Raw genomic sequence first — 24,012 nt, forward strand, 5'->3', positions numbered from 1 at the left:
CTGCCAGCAGCCCGGCCCGGCGAACATCACCTCCAAGGTGACCATCAACGCCAAGAAGAACGGCGGAAGCTACGACCTCACGGTCAAGACCGCCAAGGGCGTCATGAACAGCCCCGCCCCGCTGCCCGCCGGAGCGCTCAAGCCCTCCATGGCGGTCAAGCTCGGCGGCGCCGACAGCGGCACCGTCAAGGTCGAGGGCCCGGCGAACCCCGCCCCGCTGGAGCAGGGCAAGCCGGTCGACCTGCCGGACATGAAGGGCACGTACAAGCCGGGAGCCACCGGCAAGTCGACCCTCAGCCCCGGCACCCTGACCATCAACGTCTCGCTCGGCGGCTCGCCGATCGTGATCCCCTGCCAGGTCAAGGGCGCCGTCCAGGCCTCACTCGAACTCGACACCAGCAAGCAGGACGGCGGCGCCGCGGGCGGCGGCGACACGACGACCGGCGGCGGCTCCGGCTCCGGCGGGGGATCGGGCTCCGGCGGCGGGCTGGCCAACACCGGCGCCGAGGACGACGGCGCCCTGCGCGCCCTCGCGCTGGTCGCGGGCACGGTCATCCTGCTCGGCGGCGCCGTGTTCACCTTCACCCCGTGGGCCCGGCTGCGTCGCTGACGGCCCTGCTCAGAAGCGCGCGTACGGCGAAGGGCCGCCGCACCGAACCCGGTGCGGCGGCCCTTCCTGGCGTGTCAGGGGGTCAGTGAACCTCTCCCATGAGCGCCTGGACCTTCTTGCGGTACATCCAGATCGCGAAGCCGGCCGCGACGGCGAGCAGCGCTTCCATCGCGATCACGCTTGTGCCGTTGAGGTCGACACCCGCGATGGCGAGCAGACCGGTGGTGCAGTCGCCTGCGGTCACCGCGAGGAACCAGACACCCAGCATCTGGCTGCCGTACTTCGCCGGAGCCATCTTCGTGGTCACGGAGAGGCCGACGGGGGAGAGGCAGAGCTCACCGATCGTCTGGATCATGTAGATCGACACCAGCCACATCGGGCTGACCTTCGTACCGTCACCGGCCATGCCCATCGGCACGACGAAGACGAAGAACGAGGCACCGACCAGGACCAGGGCCATCGCGAACTTCACGATGGTGTTCGGCTCCTGGTTCTTACGGGCCAGCCACAGCCACAGCCAGGCGAAGACCGGGGCCAGCGCCATGACGTACAGCGGGTTCAGGGACTGGTACCAGGTGGCCGGGAAGCCGATGCCGAAGACCTCGCCCGCGGTGTTCGTCTTGGCGAACGCCGACAGCGTCGAGCCGCCCTGGTCGTAGATCATCCAGAAGATGGCGGCGGCCACGAAGAACCAGATGTAGCCGTTCATCTTCGACTGCTCGGTGGACGACAGGTCCTTGTCGCGCTTGATCCGGGCGAGCACGGCGATCGGGATGATCAGACCGGCGAGGGTGATCGGGACCAGCGCCCAGTTCAGGGTGAAGAGGCCCATGCCGACGACGGCGGCGTAGAAGACGGCGACGGCGAGGACCGTGCCGACCACCTTGACGAGGACGCCCTTGCGCTCCTCGGCGGTGAGCGGGTTCGGGACGACGCTGCTCTGCGGGCTCAGGTTCTTCGTACCGATCAGGAACTGGACCAGACCCAGCGCCATGCCGACACCGGCGAGCGCGAAGCCGTAGTGCCAGTTGACGCTCTCACCGACGGTGCCGATGACGAACGGAGCGACGAAGGCACCCAGGTTGATGCCGATGTAGAAGAGCGTGAAGCCACCGTCACGGCGCGGGTCCTCGGGGCCGTCGTACAGGTGGCCGACCAGCGTCGAGATGTTGGCCTTCAGCAGACCCGAACCGGCTGCGACCAGCGCGAGACCGGCGAAGAACATCGCCTGGCCCGGCACGGCGAGCGCGAAGTGGCCCGCCATGATGACGCCGCCACCGATGGCGACGGTCTTGCGGGCGCCCCAGACGCGGTCACCGAACCAGCCGCCCGGCATGGCCATCAGATAGACCATGGAGACGTAGACCGAGTAGATAGCCGTGGCCGTGGCCAGGTCCATGGCGAGGCCGCCGCCCATGAGGCCGGCTTCCTTCCCGTCCACACCACCCGAGATCAGGTAGTACACGAGAAGGGCACGCATGCCGTAGTAGGAGAAGCGCTCCCACATCTCGGTCATGAAGAGAGTGGCCAGGCCGCGGGGGTGGCCGAAGAAGGTCTTCTCGGAGCCGGTGGTACTGGCCGAGTCCTTCGTCAGGCTGGACGCCATGGTCGATCCTTGCTTGCTCGGGACGCGCCGCTTCGTGAGCTGTCACGCCCGGTGGGGGAGGCCGGCACCGGCCGGAGCGCTGTCGGCACTCCGCACCGGGATCCACGCACCGGACGCACCATCGCGTCACGGAGCCCGGCCCAGAGGTCTTTCACCATGCGTAAGACTGGCAAAGCCTGCCTTGCGCACAAAAGAGACCCCTGGCCTACCGAAGTAGGCCAAAGGTCCCCGTTTAGTGCCTGGCCACCTTACGTCACGACAGTGCCGGATATGGAAGGACTTGAGAGATGGATCACAGGTGTCGCTGGAACCAACCCCGCTGATTCCCAGGTGTACGTAAGGTTCTCATCCCTCTCCCGCAGGCATGACGGATCACCCCACGGGCTGCGGACCGTGCGGACTACCATCACCCCATGACCCGTGTACTGCTCGCCGAGGACGACGCATCCATCTCGGAACCGCTGGCCCGCGCCCTGCGGAGAGAGGGATACGAGGTCGAGGTGAGGGAGGACGGGCCGGCCGCCCTCGACACCGGTCTGCAGGGCGGAGTCGATCTCGTCGTGCTCGACCTGGGGCTGCCCGGCATGGACGGCCTGGAGGTCGCCCGGCGGTTGCGCTCCGAGGGGCACACGGTCCCGATCCTGGTTCTGACGGCCCGTGCCGACGAGGTCGACACCGTTGTCGGACTCGACGCCGGCGCCGACGACTACGTGACCAAGCCGTTCCGGCTCGCCGAACTCCTCGCCCGCGTCCGGGCCCTGCTCCGGCGCGGCGCCACCGAACCGGCCCCCGCCCCCGCCACGCACGGCGTCCGTATCGACGTCGAGTCGCACCGCGCCTGGATGGGCGACGAGGAGCTCCAGCTGACGGCGAAGGAGTTCGACCTGCTGCGGGTCCTGGTCCGGGACGCCGGCCGGGTCGTCACCCGCGACCAGCTGATGCGGGAGGTCTGGGACACGACCTGGTGGTCGTCGACCAAGACGCTCGACATGCACATCTCCTGGCTCCGCAAGAAGCTCGGCGACGACGCCGCGAACCCGCGGTACATCGCGACCGTCCGTGGAGTGGGCTTCCGCTTCGAGAAGAGCTAGGACCGGGAAGAGCCGGCGCCGGTCCGGGACGGGCCGGCTCTGGAGGGGTCGCCTCGCCGGGGGCCTAGGCTCGACGGGGAAGACCGTCACCCCGTCCGGAGGACCGACCCGTGCGCCGCAGGCTCATCAACTCCACGCTCGCCGTGGTGCTCGTCGTCATCGCCGTGTTCGGGGTCTCCCTCGTCATCGTCGAGACCCGCACCATCTCCTCCAGCGCCCAGGAGAGCGTGGACACCGAGGCCGTACGGCTGGCCAGCATCGTCGACAGCCGGCTCGTCGGCGGGGAGCCGGTCACCCCCGACATCCTCACCGAGCAGAGCCGAGGACCCGGCGCCAAGCGGTACGCGCTGATCACGATCCCCGGCCGGGCCGCGATCGAGATCGGCACCCGCCCCGAGGGCAGCGTGATCCGGGGCTCCGCCGACGGCGAGCGGGGGGTGACCGTCACCGTCGAGGAGTCCCGGTCCACGATCACCACCGAGGTCGGCCGCACCCTGCTGATCATCGGCGCGGTGGCGCTGCTCGCCGTCATCGCGGCCGTCCTGCTCGCCGTACGCCAGGCCAACAGACTCGCCTCCCCGCTCACCGACCTCGCCGAGACCGCCGAACGGCTCGGCTCCGGCGACCCACGGCCCCGGCACAAGAGGTACGGCGTGCCCGAGCTGGACCGGGTCGCCGACGTCCTGGACGCCTCCGCCGAGCGGATCGCCCGGATGCTCACCGCCGAACGCCGGCTCGCCGCGGACGCCTCGCACCAGCTCCGTACGCCGCTGACCGCCCTGTCCATGCGGCTGGAGGAGGTCTCGCTCACCGACGACCTGGCGACCGTCAAGGAAGAGGCGATGGTCGCGCTCACGCAGGTGGAGCGGCTCACCGACGTCGTGGAGCGGCTGCTCACCAACGCCCGCGACCCCCGGACCGGCTCCGCGGTCGCCTTCGACCTCGACGAGGTCATCAAGCAGCAGATCGAGGAGTGGCGGCCGGTCTACCGCAGCGCGGGCCGGGCGATCGTCCGCTCCGGGAAGGTCGGTCTGCGCGCGGTCGGCACTCCGGGCGCGGTCGCCCAGGTGCTCGCGGCGCTCATCGAGAACTCACTCATGCACGGCGGCGGCACGGTCGCCCTGCGCACCCGCGTCACCGGCAACCAGTCCGTGATCGAGGTCACCGACGAGGGGCCGGGCGTCCCGGCGGACCTCGGCGCGCGGATCTTCGAGCGGGCCATCAGCGGCCGCAACTCCACCGGCATCGGCCTCGCCGTCGCCCGTGACCTGGCCGAGGCGGACGGCGGGCGGCTGGAACTCCTCCAGCAGCAGCCGCCGGTCTTCGCGCTCTTCCTCAGCCGTGAGGTGCGCGGCCGCGACGAGGAAGAGCCCCGTACGGTCCGCTGAGAGCGGTGGAAGCGGGGGGTCAGCCGACCCGGTCGGGCTCGGCCGCCCGCGAGGCGGGGCCGCGCTGCTCCAGGAACGATTCAGCCGCTTGGACCGCCTCACGCGCGGGCAGCGCGCGGAAGACCCAGGTGCGGTACGACCAGAACCGGAACAGGGTCGCGATCCCGATGCCGAGGAACTTGAAGACGTTGCTCTGCAGCGGGGTGTCCCAGCCGAAGCCGTACGTCGCCGCGTAGAGCACCCCGTTCTGGATCACCAGACCGATGACGCTGAACAGGAAGAAGAGCGACAGCTCCTTCGTCCGGCCGCTCTTGTCGCGGTCCCGGTACGTGAAGTAACGGAAGCCCAGGTAGTTGAAACCGATCGCGACGACCGTGGCGATGATGCTCGCCCGGACGACCGGGAGATCGGTGAGATGGCGTACGAGATTGAACACGCCGAGGTCCACCAGGAGCCCGACACCACCTACCGCGCCGAACTTGGCGAACTCGCGCGTGAGCTGATCAAGCCGCACACGCAGTGCGCTTCGTTCACTCATGGTGATTGCTCAGCCCGTCCGGTCGGTTCCGTCAACGGGGTCCCGTCAACCAAGCCATGCTAACCAGCCCCCCGCGCCCTCGCCTGGGGGCGGCTTCAAACGCGTGGCGGACCTGTGACAAAGCACAGGATTCTGAGCGTCGCGACTCGGCGGATACCCTAAGAGGGTGACGTTCCCGGTAGTCGGCATGGTCGGCGGCGGCCAGCTCGCCCGTATGACCCACGAGGCGGGCATCCCCCTCGGCATCAAGTTCAAGCTCCTCAGCGACACCCCGCAGGACTCGGCGGCCCAGGTGGTGAGCGAGGTCGTCATCGGCGACCACCGCGACCTGGACACGCTGCGTGACTTCGCGCGCGGCTGCGATGTGATCACTTTCGATCACGAGCATGTCCCGACCGAACACCTGCGGGCCCTGGAGGCGGACGGCATTCCCGTCCGCCCGGGGCCCGACGCGCTGGTGCACGCCCAGGACAAGGGGGTGATGCGCGCCAAGCTCGACGAGATCGGCGTGCCGAGCCCCCGCCACCGCATCGTGAAGGACCCCGCCGACGCGGCGGCCTTCGCGAGAGAGGTGAGTGGCGCGCAGCGCCTCGATGAGGGGCGGTGGCCGGGCGACGGGAGGGCCGGGGGGTTCCCCGTGATCCTGAAGACCGTGCGCGGCGGCTACGACGGCAAGGGGGTGTGGTTTGTACGCTCCGAGGAGGAGGCCCGCGACCCCTTCCTCGCCGGTGTCCCGGTCCTCGCCGAGGAGAAGGTGGACTTCGTCCGCGAGCTCGCGGCGAACATCGTCCGCTCCCCGCACGGCCAGGCCGTCGCGTACCCCGTGGTGGAGTCCCGCCAGGTCGACGGTGTCTGCGACACCGTGATCGCCCCGGCGCCCGACCTCGACCCGGAGCTGGCGGGCCAGGCCCAGCAGCTGGCGCTGCGGGTGGCCAAGGAGCTCGGGGTCGTCGGCCACCTCGCCGTGGAGCTCTTCGAGACCACCGACGGCAGGATCCTCGTCAACGAACTGGCGATGCGCCCGCACAACTCCGGGCACTGGACCCAGGACGGCGCCGTGACCTCGCAGTTCGCCAACCACGTCCGGGCCGTCCTCGACCTTCCCCTGGGCGACCCCCGCCCGAGGGCGAAGTGGACGGTCATGTGCAATGTTCTGGGGGGCGACTACCCCGACATGTACGCCGCGTACCTGCACTGCATGGCCCGGGACCCCCAGCTCAAGATCCATATGTATGGCAAGGACGTGAAGCCCGGCCGCAAGGTGGGGCATGTCAACACCTACGGCGACGACCTCGACGACGTGCTGGAGCGCGCCCGTCACGCCGCCGGCTATCTGAGAGGAACAATCGTCGAGTGACCAGCATGAGCCCTGTCGTTGGCATTGTCATGGGGTCGGACTCCGACTGGCCGGTCATGGAGGCCGCGGCCCAAGCCCTCGACGAGTTCGAGATCGCCTACGAGGTCGACGTCGTCTCCGCGCACCGGATGCCGCGCGAGATGGTCGCGTACGGCGAGCAGGCCGCCGGGCGCGGTCTCAAGGCGATCATCGCGGGCGCGGGCGGGGCGGCGCATCTGCCCGGCATGCTCGCCTCGGTCACCCCGCTGCCGGTGATCGGCGTCCCTGTCCCGCTGAAGTACCTGGACGGCATGGACTCGCTCCTGTCGATCGTCCAGATGCCGGCGGGTGTGCCAGTGGCGACGGTGTCCGTGGCGGGGGCCCGTAACGCCGGTCTGCTGGCGGCGAGGATCCTCGCGACCTCGGACGCGGACCTGCTGGCCCGGATGCAGGACTTCCAGCAGGAGCTGAACGAGCAGGCGACGGAGAAGGGCAAGCGGCTGAGGGCCAAGGTCGAGGGCTCGGCGGCGTTCGGCTTCGCCAAGTGACCCAGGATCACCTGGCCCGGGCGCGCGCACTGCTGGCCGAGCACCCCGTGGTGGACGGCCACAACGACCTGCCGTGGGCGCTGCGCGAGCAGGTCCGCTACGACCTGGACCGGCGGGACCTGGCCACGGACCAGACCGGACGGCTGCACACCGACATCCCCCGGCTGCGGGCGGGCGGGGTCGGTGCGCAGTTCTGGTCGGTGTACGTACGCAGCGACCTGGCCGGCGACCGGGCGGTCAGCGCGACGCTGGAGCAGATCGACGCCGTCGACCAGCTCCTGGCCCGGTACCCGGCGGACCTCGCGCCCGCGCTCACAGCGGACGACATGGAGGCGGCGCGTGCCTCGGGCCGTATCGCCTCCCTGAAGGGTGCGGAGGGCGGCCACTCCATCGCCAACTCGCTGGCGACGCTGCGGGCGCTGTACGCGCTCGGCGTCCGCTACATGACGCTCACGCACAACGACAACATCGCGTGGGCGGACTCGGCGACGGACGAGCCAGGGGTGGGCGGCCTGTCCGCGTTCGGCCGCGAGGTCGTCCGCGAGATGAACCGCCTCGGCATGCTGGTGGACCTCTCGCACGTGGCGGCGACGACGATGCGGGACGCGCTGGCGGTCGCGGAAGCGCCGGTGATCTTCTCCCACTCGTCGGCGCGGGCGGTCTGCGACCACCCTCGGAACATCCCCGACGACGTGCTCGCCCAGCTCCCGGCGAACGGGGGTGTGGCGATGGCGACGTTCGTCCCGAAGTTCATCCTGCCGGAGGCGGTGGAATGGACCCACCGCGCGGACGAGAACATGCGCGCGCACGGTCTGCACCCCCTGGACACGACGGAACGCGCCATGAAGGTCCACCACGCCTTCGAGGCATCCCGCCCCCGCCCCCTGGCCACCCCGTCCACGGTCGCGGACCACCTGGACCACATGCGCGAGGTCGCGGGCATCGACCACATCGGCATCGGCGGCGACTACGACGGCACGGCCTTCACCCCGGAGGGCCTGGAGGACGTCTCGACGTACCCGACCCTGATCGCCGAACTCCTCTCCCGCGGCTGGTCCGACCACGACCTGGCGAAACTGACCTGGCACAACGCGGTCCGCGTCCTCCGCGACGCGGAGGACGCGGCGAGGGCGGTCAGCGCGAGGCGGGGCCCGTCGAACGCGACGCTGGAGGAGCTGGACGGGTAGGGGCGGCGGGGGCTGCGCCCCGGGGCTGCAACGGCCCGCGTCGCGCGGGCGGGTCCGCCCCGCCCGCGCGGGGTCCGCGGCTCAGGGGGTTCGGGGGCGGAGCCCCCGGGCCCGTCAGGGTTTCGACGGGGACCTGGTTCGCCCCCGGCAACCGCGCCATCTGGGTGCCCGCGGGCTGCGTCCACGCGCACCGCGCGCACGGCCGGCTCGAACTGCACCTGCTCGGCCTGCCGGCCGACACCAACCCGCTCGGACTCGACGCCCCCACCGTCCTCGCCGTCGGCCCGCTGCTGCGCGAGCTGATCCTCGCCTGCACCCGTGGTCCCCAGGAGGACACCCCGGAGCGGCGGCGGCTGCACGCGGTCCTCCTCGACCAGCTGCGCGCCTCCCCGCAGCAGCCCGTCCAACTGCCGACGCCCACCGACGCGCGCCTCGTGGAGGTCTGCGCCCTGCTGGGCGAGGACCCCGCGGACCCGCGCACCCTGGCGGCCCTCGGCGCCGCGACCGGAGCCGGGGAACGCACCCTCAGCCGCCTCTTCCGGCGGGAGCTGGGCATGACGTTCCCTCAATGGCGCACCCAGGTGCGGCTCTACCACGCGCTGCGGATGCTCGCCGACGGCCTGCCGGTCACCACGGTCGCCCACCGCTGCGGCTGGTCGTCCACCAGCGCGTTCATCGACGTCTTCCGCCGGTCGTACGGCTACACGCCCGGCGCCCACCAGCGCCGCACCGCCGCACCGTAGGGGTCAGGCCCGCGGGCGGCCCATCGCCCGGTACGTCCAGCCCGCCTCGCGCCAGCGCACGCCGTCCAGGGCGTTGCGCCCGTCCAGGACCACCGGCGACGCCACGACCTCGCACAGCTCCGCCGGGTCCAGCTCGCGGAACTCGCGCCACTCCGTCAGGTGCAGCACGATGTCCGCGCCCCGTACGGCGTCCAGGGCCGTGTCGGCGTAGCCGAGCGTCGGGAAGAGGCGGCGGGCGTTGTCCATGCCCTTCGGGTCGTAGACCGTGACCTGGCCGCCCTGGAGGTGGATCTGGCCGGCCACGTTCAGCGCGGGCGAGTCCCGTACGTCGTCCGAGTCGGGCTTGAACGTCGCGCCGAGCACCGCCACCCGCGTGCCCAGGAAGGAGCCGTTGCCGAGCGCCTCCCGCGCCATCTCGACCATCTGGCCGCGGCGCCGCATGTTGATGGAGTCGATCTCCCGCAGGAAGGTCAGCGCCTGGTCCACGCCCAGCTCACCGGCGCGCGCCATGAACGCCCGGATGTCCTTCGGCAGGCATCCGCCGCCGAAGCCGATACCGGCCCGCAGGAACTTCGACCCGATCCGCTCGTCGTACCCGATCGCCTCCGCCAGCTTCGCCACATCACCACCGGCGGCCTCGCAGACCTCCGCCATCGCGTTGATGAAGGAGATCTTGGTGGCGAGGAAGGAGTTGGCGGAGGTCTTCACCAGCTCCGCCGTCGGGAAGTCCGTCACGACGAACGGCGACCCTTCCCCGACCGGCACCGCGTACACCTCGCGCAGCAGCTTCTCCGCCCGCTCGCTGGCGGTTCCGACGACGATCCGGTCCGGGTGCAGGGTGTCCTGGACGGCGAAGCCCTCGCGCAGGAACTCCGGGTTCCAGGCGAGCTCCACACCCTCGGCAGCCCGCTCGGCGAGGAGCGCGGCGAGCCGCTCGGCCGAGCCGACCGGCACGGTCGACTTGCCGACGACCAGCGCGCCGTCGCGCAGCACCGGCGCGAGCGAGGCGAAGGCGGAGTCGACGTACGACATGTCGCAGGCGTACTCACCGTGCTTCTGCGGCGTGTTCACACAGACGAAGTGGATGTCGCCGAAGGCGCCGACCTCCTCCCAGGAGGTGGTGAAGCGCAGGCGTCCCGTCGAGCCCTCGATCCCCGCGACGTGCTTGGCGAGCAGCTCCTCCAGGCCGGGCTCGAACATCGGGACCCGGCCCGAGGCCAGCATCTCGATCTTCTCGGGCACCACGTCGAGGCCCAGCACCTCGAAGCCCAGTTCCGCCATGGCCGCTGCGTGCGTGGCGCCGAGGTAACCGGTGCCGATCACGGTGATCTTCAGGGCCATGCGGTGCTCCAGGGGGTACGGGGGAGGAGTGCGCGGACGAGCATAGTCGGGCGCTGAGCGGGGCAGATCAGGCGCGGGCGGCGGCTGTCAGCAAGCTCACGTATGCCTGGCGCACCGGAGCCCACTAAAATTTGGGTTACTTAACGGTAGTTAGCGTCTTTGGGGAGTGAGAGACCTTGGCGGGTTCCGCTGATTTCGACCTGTACCGCCCGTCCGAAGAGCACGACATGCTCCGGGACACCGTCCGCTCGCTCGCCGAGGCCAAGATCCTTCCGTACGCCGCCGCGGTGGACGAGGAGGCCCGCTTCCCGCAGGAGGCGCTGGACGCGCTGGTCTCCTCCGACCTGCATGCCGTCCACGTCCCGGAGAACTACGGCGGCGCCGGCGCCGACGCCCTCGCCACGGTCATCGTGATCGAGGAGGTGGCCCGCGTCTGCGCGTCCTCCTCCCTGATCCCGGCCGTGAACAAGCTCGGCTCCCTGCCCGTGATCCTCTCCGGCTCCGAGGAGCTGAAGAAGAAGTACCTGGGGCCGCTCGCCAAGGGCGACGCGATGTTCTCGTACTGCCTCTCCGAGCCGGACGCGGGCTCCGACGCCGCCGGCATGAAGACGAAGGCCGTCCGTGACGGCGACTTCTGGGTGCTCAACGGCGTCAAGCGGTGGATCACCAACGCCGGCGTCTCCGAGTACTACACGGTCATGGCCGTGACCGACCCGGAGAAGCGCTCGAAGGGCATCTCCGCCTTCGTCGTGGAGAAGGGCGACGAGGGCGTTTCCTTCGGCGCGCCCGAGAAGAAGCTCGGCATCAAGGGCTCGCCGACCCGCGAGGTCTACCTCGACAACGTCCGCATCCCCGCCGACCGCATGATAGGCGCGGAGGGCACCGGCTTCGCCACGGCGATGAAGACCCTGGACCACACCCGCATCACCATCGCGGCCCAAGCCCTCGGTATCGCGCAGGGCGCCCTCGACTACGCCAAGGGCTACGTCCAGGAGCGCAAGCAGTTCGGCAAGCCGATCGCCGACTTCCAGGGCGTCCAGTTCATGCTCGCCGACATGGCGATGAAGCTGGAGGCCGCCCGCCAGCTCACGTACTCGGCCGCCGCCAAGTCGGAGCGCGTCGACGGCGACCTCACCTTCTTCGGCGCCGCGGCCAAGTGCTTCGCCTCCGACGTCGCCATGGAGATCACCACGGACGCCGTCCAGCTGCTCGGCGGCTACGGCTACACCCGTGACTACCCGGTCGAGCGCATGATGCGCGACGCCAAGATCACCCAGATCTACGAGGGCACGAACCAGGTCCAGCGCATCGTCATGGCGCGCAACCTGCCGTAGCTGGCTTTCCGCAGGTCAGCCGCCGTCTCGGATGATCGGGGGGCGGGCGGTCGGCTTCCGGTCCGTTCGAGCCCGTTCCGGCCCTTCCTGGGCGTCATGCTGGGGAAATCCTGGGCGGAACCTGGGCTGAAAACGGTGCTGAGCTGCAAAAACGACAAGGCCCCCGGCGTAATGCCGGGGGCCTTCCGTATGGGCTGGGTCAGGCGACTTCGGCCCGCTCGGTGGGGTCGTCCACGCCGAGGGTCAGCATGGTTGCGATGGCTGCACGTCCGCGCTGCTCGGCCCCTTCGAAGATGTAGTGATAGTGCTCCCGGAGCACGTCCGTGCTGCTGTGCCCCATCCAGTTGGCCACGTCGTTCTCAGGGACGCCCGTTCGACTACCTCAGCGGGCACGGCAGTTCGGGGCTGGAACGGTTCGGGGAACAGGTCACCAGGGCGACCGAATGGAAGACGGTTCCGTTCAGGTAGTGCCCCAGGGACACGTCCCCACCCCAGGTCAGCCGTTCCACTGCAGCCTTGACCAGAAGGACCAGCCGAGTCACCTCCCGATCCGCCTCCACTGCGAATCGTGGTGCGAACTCCGCCAGCTGGAGGCCGAGCCACTCCCCAGCTTCCTTCGGTTCCTTCCATGTGCTCCGCACCATGGAGGCCGGTTTCATCAGCCAGTGAGCCGTCTGAATCGGAGGAACGCCCGTTGCCGGGAAGTCGGCCACCGCATTGCGGTAGCGCTCCCTCAACGCCTCGTCGATTCCCACGGGCGGAGCGTGCTCCGGCGGCGGTCGCCGGACGCTCTCGTTGTCGAACGCCTTCTTCTCTCCGACCCATGCGTAACCGTGGTGGTGCACTGCCGCTCCGTTTCGGGGAATGGCGACGGCCCCGCCCGTCGGCGTGTGGGCGGGGCCGTCAGTCAGGTGGTGCTCAGGGATCAGGCGGAGAGGTCGAACCGCGCGGGGTCGATGCCCGCCGCGTCCAGCTCCGCCGTGGTGAACCGCAGCGGCTCGGCGTCCGGCCGCTTGCTGTCACCCATGGCCCACGCGTCCGGGCCGATCTTGGCGAGGGTCACGCATGCCTCGCCGTCCGGGTGCGTGCTGCCTCCGCATGCCTTCGAGAACTCGGCTCCCTCGATGGAGAGCCCGTACAGGTCGGTCATCGTCGTGCCTTCCTGATCTGCCGTACGGCCGAACAGAGCCGGCCGTCCCCCGCCCGCGACGGACGGAAGTCCCGAATGGGTGCTTCGGCTTCCCCAGGTCCGAAGCGGTTGCCCTCACCGCCCAGGGCGGCACCCCCAGTCAAGGGGCGGACCGGGCCGGAGCCTGGGCACGTCAACCCAGACGAGACACGTCCTGTCTCTGCTCAACGGCTTGTCGATCGGGGGACTACCTGCCGCCCGCCGGGAGGGCGGCGGTAACAGGATTCTGTGATCGGCTCAGGGAGCCGATGGCACCCGCAGCGCCTCTGCGATCTGTTCGACCGCATCAGCGCGGATCATGCCCAGGTGCACGTACGCATGCCCGATGTGCGTCACCACGGGCCGGACGCTGCACCAGGCGCTCTCCGGTACGCCCAGGGCAGCGAGTGCCGCGCGTATGGACTCCGCCGCATCCGTGGCCTGAGTTCTCGCATCTCTCCACGTCTGCATGTCCATCAGTGCCCGGTCCCGTGCATCCGGAGCAGGATGTTGCAGTCCGCCACCGTCGTACCGTCGCCCTCCACCCCGCTGCCTTCCGAAGCCGGCCCAGCCGCCCGCACTCGGGGCAACCCGGCACGGGACGAGGCCGGGGCCGCTCCGCCCGCATAGGCAGCACCAGCGGCTCTTCCTGCCACCGATTCGGTTCCGTCTTCATGACGCCGCGCCCTCCCGATCGCCTCCGAGGTCGATGGAATGACCCTAGAAACCGAGGAACGGAGCAGGCCACGGTCTTGCACGAGCTTGCATACGAACTAACCGAGGGAGGTGATCGCATCCGAGATCAGAGCCCGGGCGGGTGCACCGTAGACAGCGAGCTTGGACAGCTCTGAGAACGCCTTGGCGTACGTGGCAACCTCGCTGGGCGCCGTGACGTTCACTGCGGCCGTGAGCAGCTCCACGCTCGCTTGGCGGCCGTCGAAGAGATAGAAGGCTTCCAAGGGCCAGACAAGCCGCTGGGCCGTGAAAGGGATTACCCCGAGGCTCACGTTCGGAAGCGCCATGACAGCCAACAGGTAGCCGAGCTGTCCAGCCATGGCGGCAGCGTCGCCGATGCGATAGCGGAGCACCGTCTCTTCCAACAGGAGAGCGAAGCGGTGGTTGCCGTCATGGAGCACGCGTGAGCGTTCGATTCGGGATGCTGCCGCCGTCTGCGAGTCGTCAGGGGTACCTTGAAAGGCGGCAATGGTCGATAGCAAAGCTGCCGCGTACGCCTCGGTCTGGAGCATGCCCGGCACTACGTTCGAGCAGTACACGCGGAAGTGGCGCGTCTGCTCGTAAAGAGGGACAACCTCCTCCTGCGCCCGGCGCATGCCGTGTCGGTGCAGCTTTTGCCAGTGGACGTACATCTGGTCGGCTTGGCGGTTCGCCGCGATCAGGTCGTCTGTCTGGTCCTCTGCTCCGCACGCTTTGCACCAGGCGCGGATGTCGGCGGCCGACGCCGGGGTCTTGGCCCGCTCAATGCGGGACGACTTCGCGGGACTCCAGCCGCACCGAAGAGCCAACTCATGCCCAGTCAGCTCCGCGTCTTTGCGTAGGCCCCCGAGACGGGCGGCGATGGCTTCACGGGCGGCCTGGGCGCTGGACGAGGGGGACGCAGACATGAGTGGGCTCTTCGTTTTCCGTCAGGTCAGACCGTGTACTTCTCGTGCGGGATGCCATGCTCCCAGACTGCCTCGAATGCAGCCGAGGCCAGTCGTGCCACGGCGGGTTCGGAACGAACCTCCCAGCCAGGCTCGGACCAGTTCCCATCCCCGGAGAAATGGTTGAAGAGCACGATCTCTCCGTCGAACACCCAGCAGTCGTTTCCGGGAAGCGCGATGTCCGAAGCCTGCCGCCTGGGCAGCCAGCGGACCTGCTCCCCGGCGTGGAGGTTGACCACGGTGCCGGCGTGCTCGTACCGGATGTAATCCGTCACCGGTTCTGATACGACGCGGGCACGGCGGACGACCACGCCTCGGGTCACCGTACTGCGAATCAAATCAACCCACGGTGCCCAGTAGGTGGACGCCGGGTCGATGTCGCGTTGGCCCGTCCGCTTCCAGGTCTCGAAGTCCTCGGCCTCATCCCCGACGCCGTACGAGTCGCGCAGCTCCAGGTGCACAGCCGAGTGCTTGGCTGCGGCCAGCAGCTCGTCAAAGCCCGGCTCGTTCTGCGACATCGCACGCCTTCCTGAGCATCGGCACCATACGGGCCGGAATCCGGATCACGGCTTCGTGCGGCGGGATGCCCGGAGCGTGCCCGGGAACCTCGAACGCTGCGCACTCCGCCTCCAGCCTCCTGTCTGGCTTCCAGCCCTGGAGCACCAGCTCTCCCCTCTCCTCGTCCACCCATACGGTGGGGGAGCCCTGCTGCCCGGTGTCTGGATCGATCCCGATGAACCGTAGTGCCATGACTGCCTCCGGCGTCGAGTGGCTTACGCCAACTTGCACGAGCGTCGCCCCTGCACCGCAGGGGTGTCAAGGGGCCGCCGGAGCCCCCTAGTACGGGTAGCCGACACCACACCCGGTCTGACCGGGAGACAGACGGGTGATCATGGAGGAATCCTGGGAAGCCCATATGAGGGGTCCCCGTGCAGGTCAGCGTCAGATGCCCGCGAAGCACCCAGATCTATGAGGGCACGAACCAGGTCCAGCGCATCGTCATGGCGCGCAACCTGCCGTAACGGCAACTTCGCGAAAAGGCCCCCGGCGCTGTGCCGGGGGCCATTTCCGTGTCACTTCTCCGTGACGGTGACCTTCTCGTCGTTCTGGATCTGGCTCACCAGCTGCTTCACCTTCGGCATGTCCCACTTCAGCGAACCCTGCGGCGCCGTCCCCGAGATCGGGATGTTCATCGACGTACCGTCACCGCCGCTGATGCCCTTCATCGCGAAGAACATCTGGCCCAGGTCGAAGAGCGACATGTCCTTGTCCACGATCAGTGTGTCCAGGCCCGCGCCCAGCGTCGGGTAGAGCGTGAACGGGTTGACGATCGTGCTCGGCGTCGCCGCCTGGTTCGCCAGGGCCGACAGGAACTTCTGCTGGTTCTTCGTCCGCGCCAGGTCCGACTCCGCGAACGCGTACCGCGTCCGGACGAAGGCCAGCGCCTGCTCGCCGTTGAGGGTCTGCTTGCCGGCCTGGAAGTCGGCGCCGGACTTCTTGTCCTTGAACGCCTTCGGGATGTCCATCTCGACACCGCCGAGCGCGTCCACGATGTTCGCGAAGCCCGCGAAACCGATCTCGGCGTAGTGGTCGATCCGCAGCCCGGTGTTGAACTCGACCGTACGGACCAGGAGTTCGGGTCCGTCCATGGCGTACGCGGCGTTCAGCTTGGAGCCGCCGCGCGCCTGGTACTTCTTGCCCGACTCCGAGCCGACGAAGGACGGGATCGTCACCCAGGAGTCACGCGGCAGCGAGATCATGGTGTTGCCGCTGCCGCAGGCGGCCAGGATCATCATCGAGTCGGTCCGCTTGCCCTCGGCGGAGCCGGTGTGCAGCTTCTTCTTCTCCTCGCTCGTCATGCCCTCACGGCTGTCCGAGCCGACGATCAGATACGTCGTGCAGTCGCCCTCCTTCGGGCGCTCGATCACCTTCGCGAGGTCGACCTCGTTGCGCATCTGCGAGCTCGCCCACGCGTACGTACCGACGCCCCAGGCGAGCACGGCCGTCACGAGCACGATCGAGCCGACCTTGATCCGCTTGCGCCAGTCCGGGGCCGCCCCCGGGTACGAGGGCTGCGGACCGCGCGGCGGCGGGACCGTGCCCCGGCCACCGCCCTGCCCGCCACCGGGCCCCTGAGGGGTGCCGTAGACCTGGCCCGTGTTGTACCCACTGTCGTACCCCTCGTACGACGGAGCCGGCTGCTGGCCGCGGCCGTAACCGTCGTCGTACTGCGGAGGCTGCTGGGGGACCTGCGGGCGCTGCACATGGCGCATCACCCGGGCACCCTCGGGGTCCGCGCCGCCACCGCCGCGGCCATAACCGCGGTCACGTCCATCGGGCCAGTCATTCATGCGGACCAGTGTGCAGGCCCCCTTCGCGCCGCTGACAGGGTGGGTGGGGTATCGGAGCAGGCCTGTAGCGAAGCTGATGCAATGCGATCGGTAATGAACAGAAATGAATAGGGTGGAGGGCATGACAGATCAGGCTCCACGCCCGGAGAGCGATATTCCGGGCAAACCCACCTCGGCGTCCCGGACGACCCTCAGCCACATCATGACGGCGAGCGAGACCAATCTCCTCGGTACGGTCCACGGTGGCGTGATCATGAAGCTGGTCGACGACGTGGCGGGCGCCGTGGCCGGACGCCACTCCGGCGGCCCCGCCGTCACCGCCTCCATGGACGAGATGGTCTTCCTGGAGCCCGTCCGGGTCGGAGACCTGGTGCACGTCCGCGCGCAGTGCAACTGGACCGGCCGCTCCTCCATGGAGATCGGCGTACGCGTCCTCGCCGAGCGCTGGAACGAGTCGACGCCCCCCACCCAAGTCGGCAGCGCCTACCTCGTCTTCGCCGCCGTCGACGCCGACGGCAAGCCGCGGACCGTCCCCCCGGTCATCCCCGAGACCGACCGGGACAAGCGCCGCTACCAGGAGGCCCAGATCCGCCGCACGCACCGGCTCGCCCGGCGCCGCGCGATCAAGGAACTGCGCGAGCGCCGCGCCGCCGAGGGCTACGAGGACTGACCGGGCCCCGCTGCCAGGAGCGCACCGCCTACGAGCACTCCGCTCCTACGAGCACACCACCTGGTCGCCGGTGACCGCGCCGAACTCCCCGGCCTGAGGATCCTCGGCGCGGACCGGCGTGACCCCCTTGTAGTCCGTGCCGGCCGTCACCTTCAGCGTCGGCCCCTGCCCGGTCACGGCCTTCATCTCGCACCCGGGCAGCGCCGTGGCCAGCGACTTCGCCGAGCGGTCCCAGTGCGGGTCGTAGGCGACCACCGTGCGCGAGCGGATGGGGCCCCCGGCGTTCAGCGGGGCCTGGGTGGTGTTGAAGCCGGTCGCGCGCAGCGCCGTGTCGATCCGGCGGCCGAGCCCGTTCGTACGGGTGCCGTTGAAGACCTGCACCCGGATCTGCCGCGGTGACACCTCCACCAGCTTCGCGGTCCCGGGTCGGCGGGTGCCGTGCCGGGCGAGCGGCCGGTCGTCGCGCAGCGCCTGGAAGAGCCTGCGGGACTTCACCGGGTCCCACTTCACCGTCGAGCCGATCCCCTTCACCGGGTGGCTCACATCAGCGACCGGCACGGAGGTGAACTCCGACGACGCCGGGGTGAAGCCCCGCATCGCCTTGGCGAGGGCGAGCATCTGCTGTGTGCCGAAGCCCTGGTCGGCCCGGACCGAGCTCATCATGGTGGTGGCCACCGCTTGGAACTTCACCGGGTTGAGCAGCACCCCGCTGCTGGTCAGCCGGTGGAGCAGCGCTGCCAGGAACCGCTGCTGGCGCTGCATCCGGCCCAGGTCGGAGGCGCCGTCGACATGGCGCGAGCGGACGTACTGGAGCGCTTGGCCGCCGTTCAGCTGGTGGGTGCCGGCCGGAAGGTCGATGCCGGAGTACTTGTCCTTCATCGGACGCGTCGTGCAGATCCGTACCCCGCCGACGGCGTCGACGGTCCGCATGAAGCTGGTGAAGTCGACCTCCAGATAGTGGTCGATCTTGACCCGGGTCATGTTCTCCACGGTCCGCACGGTCAGCGCGGGGCCGCCCTCGGCGTAGGCCGCGTTCAGCTTCACCGGATGGGCCTGGTGGTGCTTGCCGCTGGTGGCGTCGGTGTGCTCGGGCATCATCGCGTACGAGTCACGTGGCAGGCTCACGATGCTGGCGCGCTCCCGGTCCTCGGAGATGTGCACCAGCATCACCGTGTCGGTGCAGTGGCAGGGCGCCCCGCCCAGCCGGTACTTCTCCTTCTCCGCCGGGCCGATCTTGTCGCGGCCGTCGGTGCCGACGACCAGGATGTTGGTGCCATGACCGGCCTGGGGCCGGTTCTTCATGTCCTTGAACGGGTCGATCCGGTCGATGCCGGTGTCCAGGCTGGTCACCACCGCGTGCCCGATGCCGCCCGCCGCGAGCACCAGCACCGACAGGCCGGTCGCCATCCGCATGCCCCAGCGGGGCCGCCCGCCTCGTCTGGGCCGCCGCGCCGCCGCCGGGGCGGTACGGGCGGGTGCCGGCCGGGGGCGGTGCGGGCGGGGCGGTGCGGGCACTGGGGGGACACCTCCGCGGGTCGGGGAGAACCGTAAGAACCGTAGGCCCATACGATCAGCAGCCGAGTACGGCGCCCCCGGCGGCGCGCGCCTGTGTCCCCCGTTCGCGGTAACGTGGCGCCCGATGAACGCCATGCCCCCTGTCTCCGTGATCATGCCGGTCCTCGATGAGGAGCGGCATCTGCGCAACTCGGTCCGTCACATCCTCGAGCAGGAGTACGACGGCGAGATGGAGGTGGTGATCGCGCTCGGTCCGTCCACGGACCGTACGGACGAGATCGCCGCCGAGCTCGTCCGCGAGGACCCCCGGGTCCACACCGTCCCCAACCCCACCGGGCGCACGCCCGCGGCCCTGAACGCCGCGATCAAGGCCTCGCGCCATCCGATCGTGGTCCGGGTCGACGGTCACGGCATGCTCTCGCCCAACTACATCGCCACCGCGGTCCGTCTCCTGGAGGAGACCGGCGCGCAGAACGTCGGCGGGATCATGCACGCCGAGGGCGAGAACGCCTGGGAGGACGCGGTCGCGGCCGCCATGACCTCCAAGATCGGCGTCGGCAACGCCGCCTTCCACACCGGCGGCGCGGCGGGCCCCGCCGAGACCGTCTACCTCGGTGTCTTCCGCCGCGAGGCCCTGGAGCAACAGGGCGGATACAACGAGGAGTTCATCCGCGCCCAGGACTGGGAGCTGAACTTCCGCATCCGCGAGGCGGGCGGCCTGATCTGGTTCTCGCCCGAGCTGCGGGTCCAGTACCGCCCCCGGCCGAGCGTCCGCGCCCTGGCCAAGCAGTACAAGGACTACGGCCGTTGGCGCCATGTGGTCGCCCGCTACCACCAGGGCTCCATCAACCTGCGCTACCTCGCCCCGCCGGCCGCGGTCTGCGCGATCGCCGCGGGCGTCGTGGTCGGCGCGACGCTCACCCCGCTCGGCTTCGTCGTCCCCGCCGGCTACCTCGCCGCGATCACGGCGGGCTCGGTCCCGGCGGGCAAGGGCCTGGCGCTGAAGGCCCGGCTGCAGATCCCCGTGGCGCTCGCCACGATGCACATGTCGTGGGGGTACGGCTTCCTGACCAGCCCCCGCTCCCTGGCACGGAAGGTCATCGCGAGCCGCCGTCCGGCGGTCAAGGCCACGGTCTGACGGCACCTGTACCAAAAGGAGGCCGCCCGGTGCGTCACGCACCGGGCGGCCTCCTTCATGCGCTGCCGGGGTCAGTCCTTGCCGTTCCAGCGGTACGGCTCGTACACGGGCATGCAGCCGCTCTCGTCGGCGCCGTTGCTCGCCTCGACGTTTTCCGGCAGGTCGCCCTCCACCGGCTTCGGCTTGGCGAAGGTGTCACCCTCCCGCCAGTCCGCGCCGATCACCAGCGTGAGGCCCTCCGCCTTCGCGTCGGCCCGCACCGCGGTCGGCGGGATGCCGAGGGCCGTCGCCACGGAGAGCGCGTCGGCCTTGCCCTGCGCGCCGTCCTTCTGCGCGTACCGCACCACCGTGTCCTTGCGCGGCTCACCGCTCTGCGAGGCCGACGCCTGGGTGAAGCCCTTACCGCGCAGGACGTCCTTCAGCCGTCCGGCCCGGCCCTTGATGGACGCCTCGCCGCCGCCACCGGTGCCATTGACGACCGTGACACCGAGGGTGTTCGGCGCGGCCGCGGCCGGTCCGGCCGGCGTGGACGGCGCCGTCGAGGGCTTGGCGTCGGCGGGCTTGCCGTTCTTGTCGAAGGCGACGTCCTCACGGAGCATCGCCCACAGCTTGTCGGCGTCCTTCTCGACCGGCACCAGCTTGTTCTTGTTCTGGGACCACTCGGCGGCCGGCATCGTCATCATCGTGATGCGGTTGGTCGGCACGTCCTTGAGCTGCATGGCCACGTCGAACAGACCCTTGACCGTGCCGATCTCCTCCGAGACCTGCAGCGCCTTCGTGCCGGCCTCGGCCAGGTCCATCAGGCGCCCGGTGTCCGTCCACACGCTCTGGGACTTCAGCGTGCGGATCATCGAGTTCATGTACATGTGCTGGGCCTTGGAACGGCCCTGGTCGCTGTAGAAGGCGTGCCGGGTACGCAGCCACTTGAGCGCGTCCTCGCCCTTGATGATGTTGTCGCCCGCGGGGATCTTCAGACCGGAGCCGCCCTTGACCTGCCGCGTGGGCCGGTCCCAGACGCCGTGCTCCACACAGACCTTGACGCCGCCGATGGCGTCCGCCATCGACACCACACCCGCGAAGTCGATCATCATCCAGTGGTCGACGTAGACGCCGGTGATGCTCTCCCAGGTGGTGAGCGTGCAGCCCGGACCGCCCCGCTGGAGGGTCTCGTTGATGGGGGAGAAGGAGGACCGGTACGTCTCGCCCTTGTCGTCCCTGCACTCCGGGACCTGGACCATCGTGTCCCGCGGAATGCTGATGACGGAGGCGTTCTTCCGGTCCGCCGATATGTGCAGCAGCATCTGCACGTCCGCCAGAGGCTTCGCGTCCTTGAGGTCCCGGCCGCCGCCGAGCGCGACGTTCTCCGCCTTGGCGCGGCTGTCGGAACCTATGAGGAGGATGTTGAGGGCGGTGTTGCCGTTGGCGTTCGGCTTCTTCACGCCGCTTTCGCCACCGGCCCGTCCGCCGCTGCGGATATTGCTGTTGAGGTGCTGGTAATACAGATAGCCGGCGCCCGCCGTGCCAAGTATCAGCAGCGAGAGGACGATCGCGATCCAGCGGAATATCCGTCGCTTGCCGCTGCGCGCACGACGGCGCGGATTGCCGCGGCGGCGGCCCCTGCTGCGGCCGCCGCCACCGGGACCGCGGTCACCGCCGCCCCCGCTGCCACCCCGTCCGGAGCGGCCGCCGCCGCCCGATCCCTCGCGCTGCGACGGCACGTTCCCGTCGGCGCCTTCGGCGTAGAGACTGTCGTCCCAGCCGAGGTCGCGGGCGCGCGAGACACGTTTCCGTGTCCCTTCCCCGCGCACGCTGCTCTGTCCCACCCCTGGATCCCCCTGTCGTTCAGATGCGTTCCATGATCCAGCATCTCCGGATCACTTGGCACACACCTGCTTGTCGGCTTCCACCTTCTGCACACCCTCCGGCGCCTTCGCCGGTCCGGTGAGGGGGACCCCCGCCCCCTTGAAGTCCGCGCCCAGGGTCAGGGTCATCGCCTGCAGCCCCTCGGCGTTCACCTTGCCCGGCTTGAGGGCCGTGGCCGGCAGCCCCATCATGTCCGCGAGCTTGCGGGCCTGGTCCGCCTGGTTCGGCGCGTACTCCAGCGTCGTCTTCGCCACCTTCGCCGGGGCGTTGCTCTTGTTCGTCGACCGGGACACGCCCATGTCGTTCTGCAGCCAGTTGATCGTCGACTGGGCCGCACCCCGGGTGTCGCTGCCGTTGTAGACGTCGACCCGGACCGCCGAGGCCGTCGAACGCGGCCCTGCGAGCAGCGCCGCCTGAGCGCTCGCCTGGGCGTTCTTGGCGTCCTGCTCCTTCTTCTTCACCTCGGTGAGCGAGGTGTCGGAGCGCATCATCGCGAACAGCGGCTCGGACTTGGACTCGTCGAGGACGACGGTCGCCTTGACCTTCTCGGCCGGGTTGTCGACCACCGGCACGGTCGCGAAGGTGATGTTCTTCGGGTCGATCTTGCCCAGCTCCTGGGCGAGACTCGTGAGCATCTTGATGCTGCCTATCCCCGAGTCGACCGTGAGCGCCTTGGTGGCGGCGTCCGCGAGCCCGTACATCTTGGCGGGGCTGGTCAGCGTCTCGCTCGACTTCATCTGCCGGATCATCGAACTGAGGAACTGCTGCTGGATCTTGATCCGGTCGAGGTCGCTCTTGTTGCCGAAGCTGGAGCGGGTACGGACGAAGGCCAGCGCCTGCTCGCCCTGGATGATCGACTCACCGGCCGGCAGCTTCAGATGCGACTTCTCGTCGTCGACGGGCTTGGCCAGGCAGACCTTGACGCCGCCGACGGCCGTGGTCAGCTCCTTCACCGCGTTGAAGTCGGCCATCATGAAGTGGTCAACCTGAAGCCCGGTCAGCTCCTTCACCGTACGCATGGTGCAGCCCGGGTCGCGGCCGCTCTGGCCGAGCGAGACGTTGAACCGCTGTCCCCGCTGGCCGGGAATGGTCTTGGTGGAGCCGTCCGGCTGCTTGGTGGGGCAGTCCGGGATGTCGGTGATCATGTCGCGAGGGATGGAGAGCGCGGTCGCGTTCGTCCGGTCCTTGGAGACATGGAAGAGGATCGTGGTGTCGGCGTGGCCGGGGCTGTTCTTGTCGCCGTAGCCGCCGTTGCCGTCGCCGGTCCGCTTGTCCGTGCCGATCACCAGGATGTTGACCGGCTGGTCCTTCTTGAACCCGCCGCTGCCCGCGCCGGCGATGTCGACGGTCTGGATGTTCCCGTCGAAGTGCTCGTAGAGGGCGTACACGCCAATGGCGCCCGCCACGACCGCAAAGGCCGTGACACCGCCGGTCCACAGGAGCACCTTCTTCTTACGGGACTTCTGCGGCTTGCGCTTGCGGCGGCCCGAGCCCGGCGGCGGGCCGTCGGAGCCACCGCCCGACGGGCGGCGCCTGCGCTGGCCGGGAACCTCGGCGCTCCTGCCGCGGGAGCCGGGGACGTCGGAGGTCCTGCCGCGGCCGGACGCCGTGGCGCCTGCTCCGCGCGGCCGGGAAGCGGGCGACTGCCCAGCGGAATGGTCCAGTCGCAGTTCGTAACTACCGGTCTGCGGGTTGAGCACCCACTGGTCGGCGGGGTCGATCTCCTCCGCCCGTCCACGGCTGTGCGCGTCCACGGTTGCTTGAGTCCTCCGTCGGTGCCACGCGAGGCGCCTCCCCCGTCAGGCGCTCGGTCTTTCGATCCGGGAGTGCGCGACCAGACGGTCGGCGCACCGGATCGCGTCACACTATCCGCCCAGTTCAGCGCGGGGCGACGTCCGTGACAAATTCCACGCCCCTTACAACC

21 protein-coding genes and 2 pseudogenes are annotated in these 24,012 nt (G+C 69.6%); 10 read left to right on the forward strand and 13 right to left on the reverse strand.

The annotated features are described in order from the left end of the window. Window positions 1-610 (forward strand): annotated as a pseudogene (locus IEZ01_RS34945) (hypothetical protein); the annotation flags it as partial. Window positions 611-692: 82 nt separating this feature from the next. On the opposite strand, the gene IEZ01_RS15520 reads toward IEZ01_RS34945, so the two are convergent. Next, window positions 693-2,216, reverse strand: coding sequence for a peptide MFS transporter (locus tag IEZ01_RS15520; protein WP_189202149.1), 1,524 nt, complete (start codon window positions 2,214-2,216; stop codon window positions 693-695). Between the two features lie 413 nt (window positions 2,217-2,629). Between IEZ01_RS15520 and IEZ01_RS15525 the strand changes: the two genes are divergently transcribed. Both IEZ01_RS15525 and IEZ01_RS15530 read left to right on the forward strand, forming a co-directional pair. Then, window positions 2,630-3,307 carry a response regulator transcription factor gene (locus IEZ01_RS15525; RefSeq protein WP_019886881.1) on the forward strand — a complete coding sequence of 226 codons (678 nt, stop codon included), beginning with the start codon at window positions 2,630-2,632 and terminating at the stop codon, window positions 3,305-3,307. Window positions 3,308-3,417: 110 nt separating this feature from the next. Then, window positions 3,418-4,695 carry a sensor histidine kinase gene (locus IEZ01_RS15530; RefSeq protein WP_019886880.1) on the forward strand — a complete coding sequence of 426 codons (1,278 nt, stop codon included), beginning with the start codon at window positions 3,418-3,420 and terminating at the stop codon, window positions 4,693-4,695. A 19-nt stretch (window positions 4,696-4,714) separates the two neighbouring features. Here IEZ01_RS15530 and IEZ01_RS15535 read toward each other — a convergent pair whose 3' ends face one another. Next, a complete protein-coding gene (locus tag IEZ01_RS15535; RefSeq protein ID WP_028797600.1) occupies window positions 4,715-5,233 on the reverse strand; it encodes a GtrA family protein in 519 nt (172 codons plus the stop codon). A gap of 187 nt (window positions 5,234-5,420) precedes the next feature. Between IEZ01_RS15535 and IEZ01_RS15540 the strand changes: the two genes are divergently transcribed. The 4 genes and pseudogenes from IEZ01_RS15540 to IEZ01_RS15555 all read left to right on the forward strand — a co-directional run. After that, window positions 5,421-6,590 (forward strand): 5-(carboxyamino)imidazole ribonucleotide synthase, encoded by a 1,170-nt coding sequence (locus IEZ01_RS15540; protein ID WP_229832979.1) that lies wholly within the window; start codon window positions 5,421-5,423, stop codon window positions 6,588-6,590. 5 nt (window positions 6,591-6,595) lie between these two features. Beyond that, entirely contained in the window at window positions 6,596-7,117 is a 522-nt protein-coding gene (purE, locus tag IEZ01_RS15545) for a 5-(carboxyamino)imidazole ribonucleotide mutase (RefSeq protein ID WP_078513532.1), read from the forward strand. Then, window positions 7,114-8,304 (forward strand): dipeptidase, encoded by a 1,191-nt coding sequence (locus IEZ01_RS15550; protein WP_019886874.1) that lies wholly within the window; start codon window positions 7,114-7,116, stop codon window positions 8,302-8,304. Before purE ends, IEZ01_RS15550 begins: the two co-directional genes overlap by 4 nt. A 122-nt stretch (window positions 8,305-8,426) precedes the next feature. After that, window positions 8,427-9,047: pseudogene (locus tag IEZ01_RS15555) on the forward strand (helix-turn-helix transcriptional regulator); the annotation flags it as partial. A gap of 3 nt (window positions 9,048-9,050) precedes the next feature. Here IEZ01_RS15555 and IEZ01_RS15560 read toward each other — a convergent pair. Continuing rightward, a complete protein-coding gene (locus IEZ01_RS15560) occupies window positions 9,051-10,388 on the reverse strand; it encodes a UDP-glucose dehydrogenase family protein (RefSeq protein ID WP_019886872.1) in 1,338 nt (445 codons plus the stop codon). 176 nt (window positions 10,389-10,564) lie between these two features. On the opposite strand from IEZ01_RS15560, the gene IEZ01_RS15565 reads away from it, so the two are divergent. Then, the gene (locus IEZ01_RS15565; protein ID WP_019886871.1) at window positions 10,565-11,722 is read left to right on the forward strand and encodes an acyl-CoA dehydrogenase; all 1,158 of its coding nucleotides are present in this window, start codon (window positions 10,565-10,567) and stop codon (window positions 11,720-11,722) included. 199 nt (window positions 11,723-11,921) lie between these two features. Here IEZ01_RS15565 and IEZ01_RS15570 read toward each other — a convergent pair whose 3' ends face one another. From IEZ01_RS15570 to IEZ01_RS15595, 7 genes are all read right to left on the reverse strand, one after another. After that, the gene (locus IEZ01_RS15570; RefSeq protein ID WP_189202153.1) at window positions 11,922-12,062 is read right to left on the reverse strand and encodes a hypothetical protein; all 141 of its coding nucleotides are present in this window, start codon (window positions 12,060-12,062) and stop codon (window positions 11,922-11,924) included. Between the two features lie 37 nt (window positions 12,063-12,099). Then, window positions 12,100-12,567 (reverse strand): hypothetical protein, encoded by a 468-nt coding sequence (locus IEZ01_RS15575; protein ID WP_019886869.1) that lies wholly within the window; start codon window positions 12,565-12,567, stop codon window positions 12,100-12,102. A gap of 80 nt (window positions 12,568-12,647) precedes the next feature. Next, window positions 12,648-12,872, reverse strand: a complete 225-nt coding sequence (locus tag IEZ01_RS15580; RefSeq protein WP_019886868.1) for a DUF397 domain-containing protein — start codon at window positions 12,870-12,872, stop codon at window positions 12,648-12,650. A gap of 791 nt (window positions 12,873-13,663) precedes the next feature. Then, the gene (locus IEZ01_RS15585) at window positions 13,664-14,512 is read right to left on the reverse strand and encodes a helix-turn-helix domain-containing protein (RefSeq protein ID WP_019886866.1); all 849 of its coding nucleotides are present in this window, start codon (window positions 14,510-14,512) and stop codon (window positions 13,664-13,666) included. A gap of 26 nt (window positions 14,513-14,538) precedes the next feature. After that, a complete protein-coding gene (locus tag IEZ01_RS15590; RefSeq protein WP_019886865.1) occupies window positions 14,539-15,069 on the reverse strand; it encodes a DUF6879 family protein in 531 nt (176 codons plus the stop codon). Then, complete coding sequence (locus tag IEZ01_RS34950; protein WP_019886864.1) at window positions 15,044-15,301, reverse strand: hypothetical protein; 258 nt, start codon at window positions 15,299-15,301, stop codon at window positions 15,044-15,046. The genes IEZ01_RS15590 and IEZ01_RS34950 overlap by 26 nt, the downstream gene beginning before the upstream one ends. 323 nt (window positions 15,302-15,624) lie before the next feature. Continuing rightward, window positions 15,625-16,902 carry an LCP family glycopolymer transferase gene (locus IEZ01_RS15595; RefSeq protein WP_189202155.1) on the reverse strand — a complete coding sequence of 426 codons (1,278 nt, stop codon included), beginning with the start codon at window positions 16,900-16,902 and terminating at the stop codon, window positions 15,625-15,627. Between the two features lie 121 nt (window positions 16,903-17,023). Between IEZ01_RS15595 and IEZ01_RS15600 the strand changes: the two genes are divergently transcribed. Then, window positions 17,024-17,572, forward strand: coding sequence for an acyl-CoA thioesterase (locus IEZ01_RS15600; protein ID WP_028797599.1), 549 nt, complete (start codon window positions 17,024-17,026; stop codon window positions 17,570-17,572). 45 nt (window positions 17,573-17,617) lie between these two features. On the opposite strand, the gene IEZ01_RS15605 is transcribed toward IEZ01_RS15600, so the two are convergent. Next, complete coding sequence (locus IEZ01_RS15605; protein WP_444545486.1) at window positions 17,618-19,087, reverse strand: LCP family protein; 1,470 nt, start codon at window positions 19,085-19,087, stop codon at window positions 17,618-17,620. A 124-nt stretch (window positions 19,088-19,211) separates the two neighbouring features. Here IEZ01_RS15605 and IEZ01_RS15610 point away from each other — a divergent pair, with 124 nt between their 5' ends. Next, window positions 19,212-20,225 carry a glycosyltransferase family 2 protein gene (locus IEZ01_RS15610; RefSeq protein WP_189202159.1) on the forward strand — a complete coding sequence of 338 codons (1,014 nt, stop codon included), beginning with the start codon at window positions 19,212-19,214 and terminating at the stop codon, window positions 20,223-20,225. Window positions 20,226-20,296: 71 nt separating this feature from the next. On the opposite strand, the gene IEZ01_RS15615 is transcribed toward IEZ01_RS15610, so the two are convergent. Beyond that, window positions 20,297-22,048 carry an LCP family protein gene (locus tag IEZ01_RS15615; RefSeq protein WP_189202161.1) on the reverse strand — a complete coding sequence of 584 codons (1,752 nt, stop codon included), beginning with the start codon at window positions 22,046-22,048 and terminating at the stop codon, window positions 20,297-20,299. A 51-nt stretch (window positions 22,049-22,099) separates the two neighbouring features. After that, window positions 22,100-23,842: an LCP family protein gene (locus IEZ01_RS15620; RefSeq protein ID WP_189202163.1), complete on the reverse strand. Its 1,743-nt coding sequence runs from the start codon at window positions 23,840-23,842 to the stop codon at window positions 22,100-22,102. Between the last annotated feature and the right edge of the window lie 170 nt (window positions 23,843-24,012).

The organism is Streptomyces purpureus (assembly GCF_014648195.1).
Taxonomy (GTDB): Bacteria; Actinomycetota; Actinomycetes; order Streptomycetales; family Streptomycetaceae; genus Streptomyces; species Streptomyces purpureus.

What these genes read in the sequence shown, in the direction of transcription:
- IEZ01_RS15600 (WP_028797599.1), top strand. Translation starts at nt 17,024, where the DNA reads ATGACAGATCAGGCTCCACGCCCGGAGAGCGATATTCCGGGCAAACCC.
- IEZ01_RS15595 (WP_189202155.1), bottom strand. Translation starts at nt 16,902, where the DNA reads ATGAATGACTGGCCCGATGGACGTGACCGCGGTTATGGCCGCGGCGGT.
- IEZ01_RS15520 (WP_189202149.1), bottom strand. Translation starts at nt 2,216, where the DNA reads ATGGCGTCCAGCCTGACGAAGGACTCGGCCAGTACCACCGGCTCCGAG.
- IEZ01_RS15580 (WP_019886868.1), bottom strand. Translation starts at nt 12,872, where the DNA reads ATGACCGACCTGTACGGGCTCTCCATCGAGGGAGCCGAGTTCTCGAAG.
- IEZ01_RS34950 (WP_019886864.1), bottom strand. Translation starts at nt 15,301, where the DNA reads ATGGCACTACGGTTCATCGGGATCGATCCAGACACCGGGCAGCAGGGC.
- IEZ01_RS15540 (WP_229832979.1), top strand. Translation starts at nt 5,421, where the DNA reads ATGGTCGGCGGCGGCCAGCTCGCCCGTATGACCCACGAGGCGGGCATC.
- IEZ01_RS15525 (WP_019886881.1), top strand. Translation starts at nt 2,630, where the DNA reads ATGACCCGTGTACTGCTCGCCGAGGACGACGCATCCATCTCGGAACCG.
- IEZ01_RS15610 (WP_189202159.1), top strand. Translation starts at nt 19,212, where the DNA reads ATGAACGCCATGCCCCCTGTCTCCGTGATCATGCCGGTCCTCGATGAG.
- IEZ01_RS15560 (WP_019886872.1), bottom strand. Translation starts at nt 10,388, where the DNA reads ATGGCCCTGAAGATCACCGTGATCGGCACCGGTTACCTCGGCGCCACG.
- IEZ01_RS15570 (WP_189202153.1), bottom strand. Translation starts at nt 12,062, where the DNA reads ATGGGGCACAGCAGCACGGACGTGCTCCGGGAGCACTATCACTACATC.
- IEZ01_RS15590 (WP_019886865.1), bottom strand. Translation starts at nt 15,069, where the DNA reads ATGTCGCAGAACGAGCCGGGCTTTGACGAGCTGCTGGCCGCAGCCAAG.
- purE (WP_078513532.1), top strand. Translation starts at nt 6,596, where the DNA reads ATGAGCCCTGTCGTTGGCATTGTCATGGGGTCGGACTCCGACTGGCCG.
- IEZ01_RS15585 (WP_019886866.1), bottom strand. Translation starts at nt 14,512, where the DNA reads ATGTCTGCGTCCCCCTCGTCCAGCGCCCAGGCCGCCCGTGAAGCCATC.
- IEZ01_RS15535 (WP_028797600.1), bottom strand. Translation starts at nt 5,233, where the DNA reads ATGAGTGAACGAAGCGCACTGCGTGTGCGGCTTGATCAGCTCACGCGC.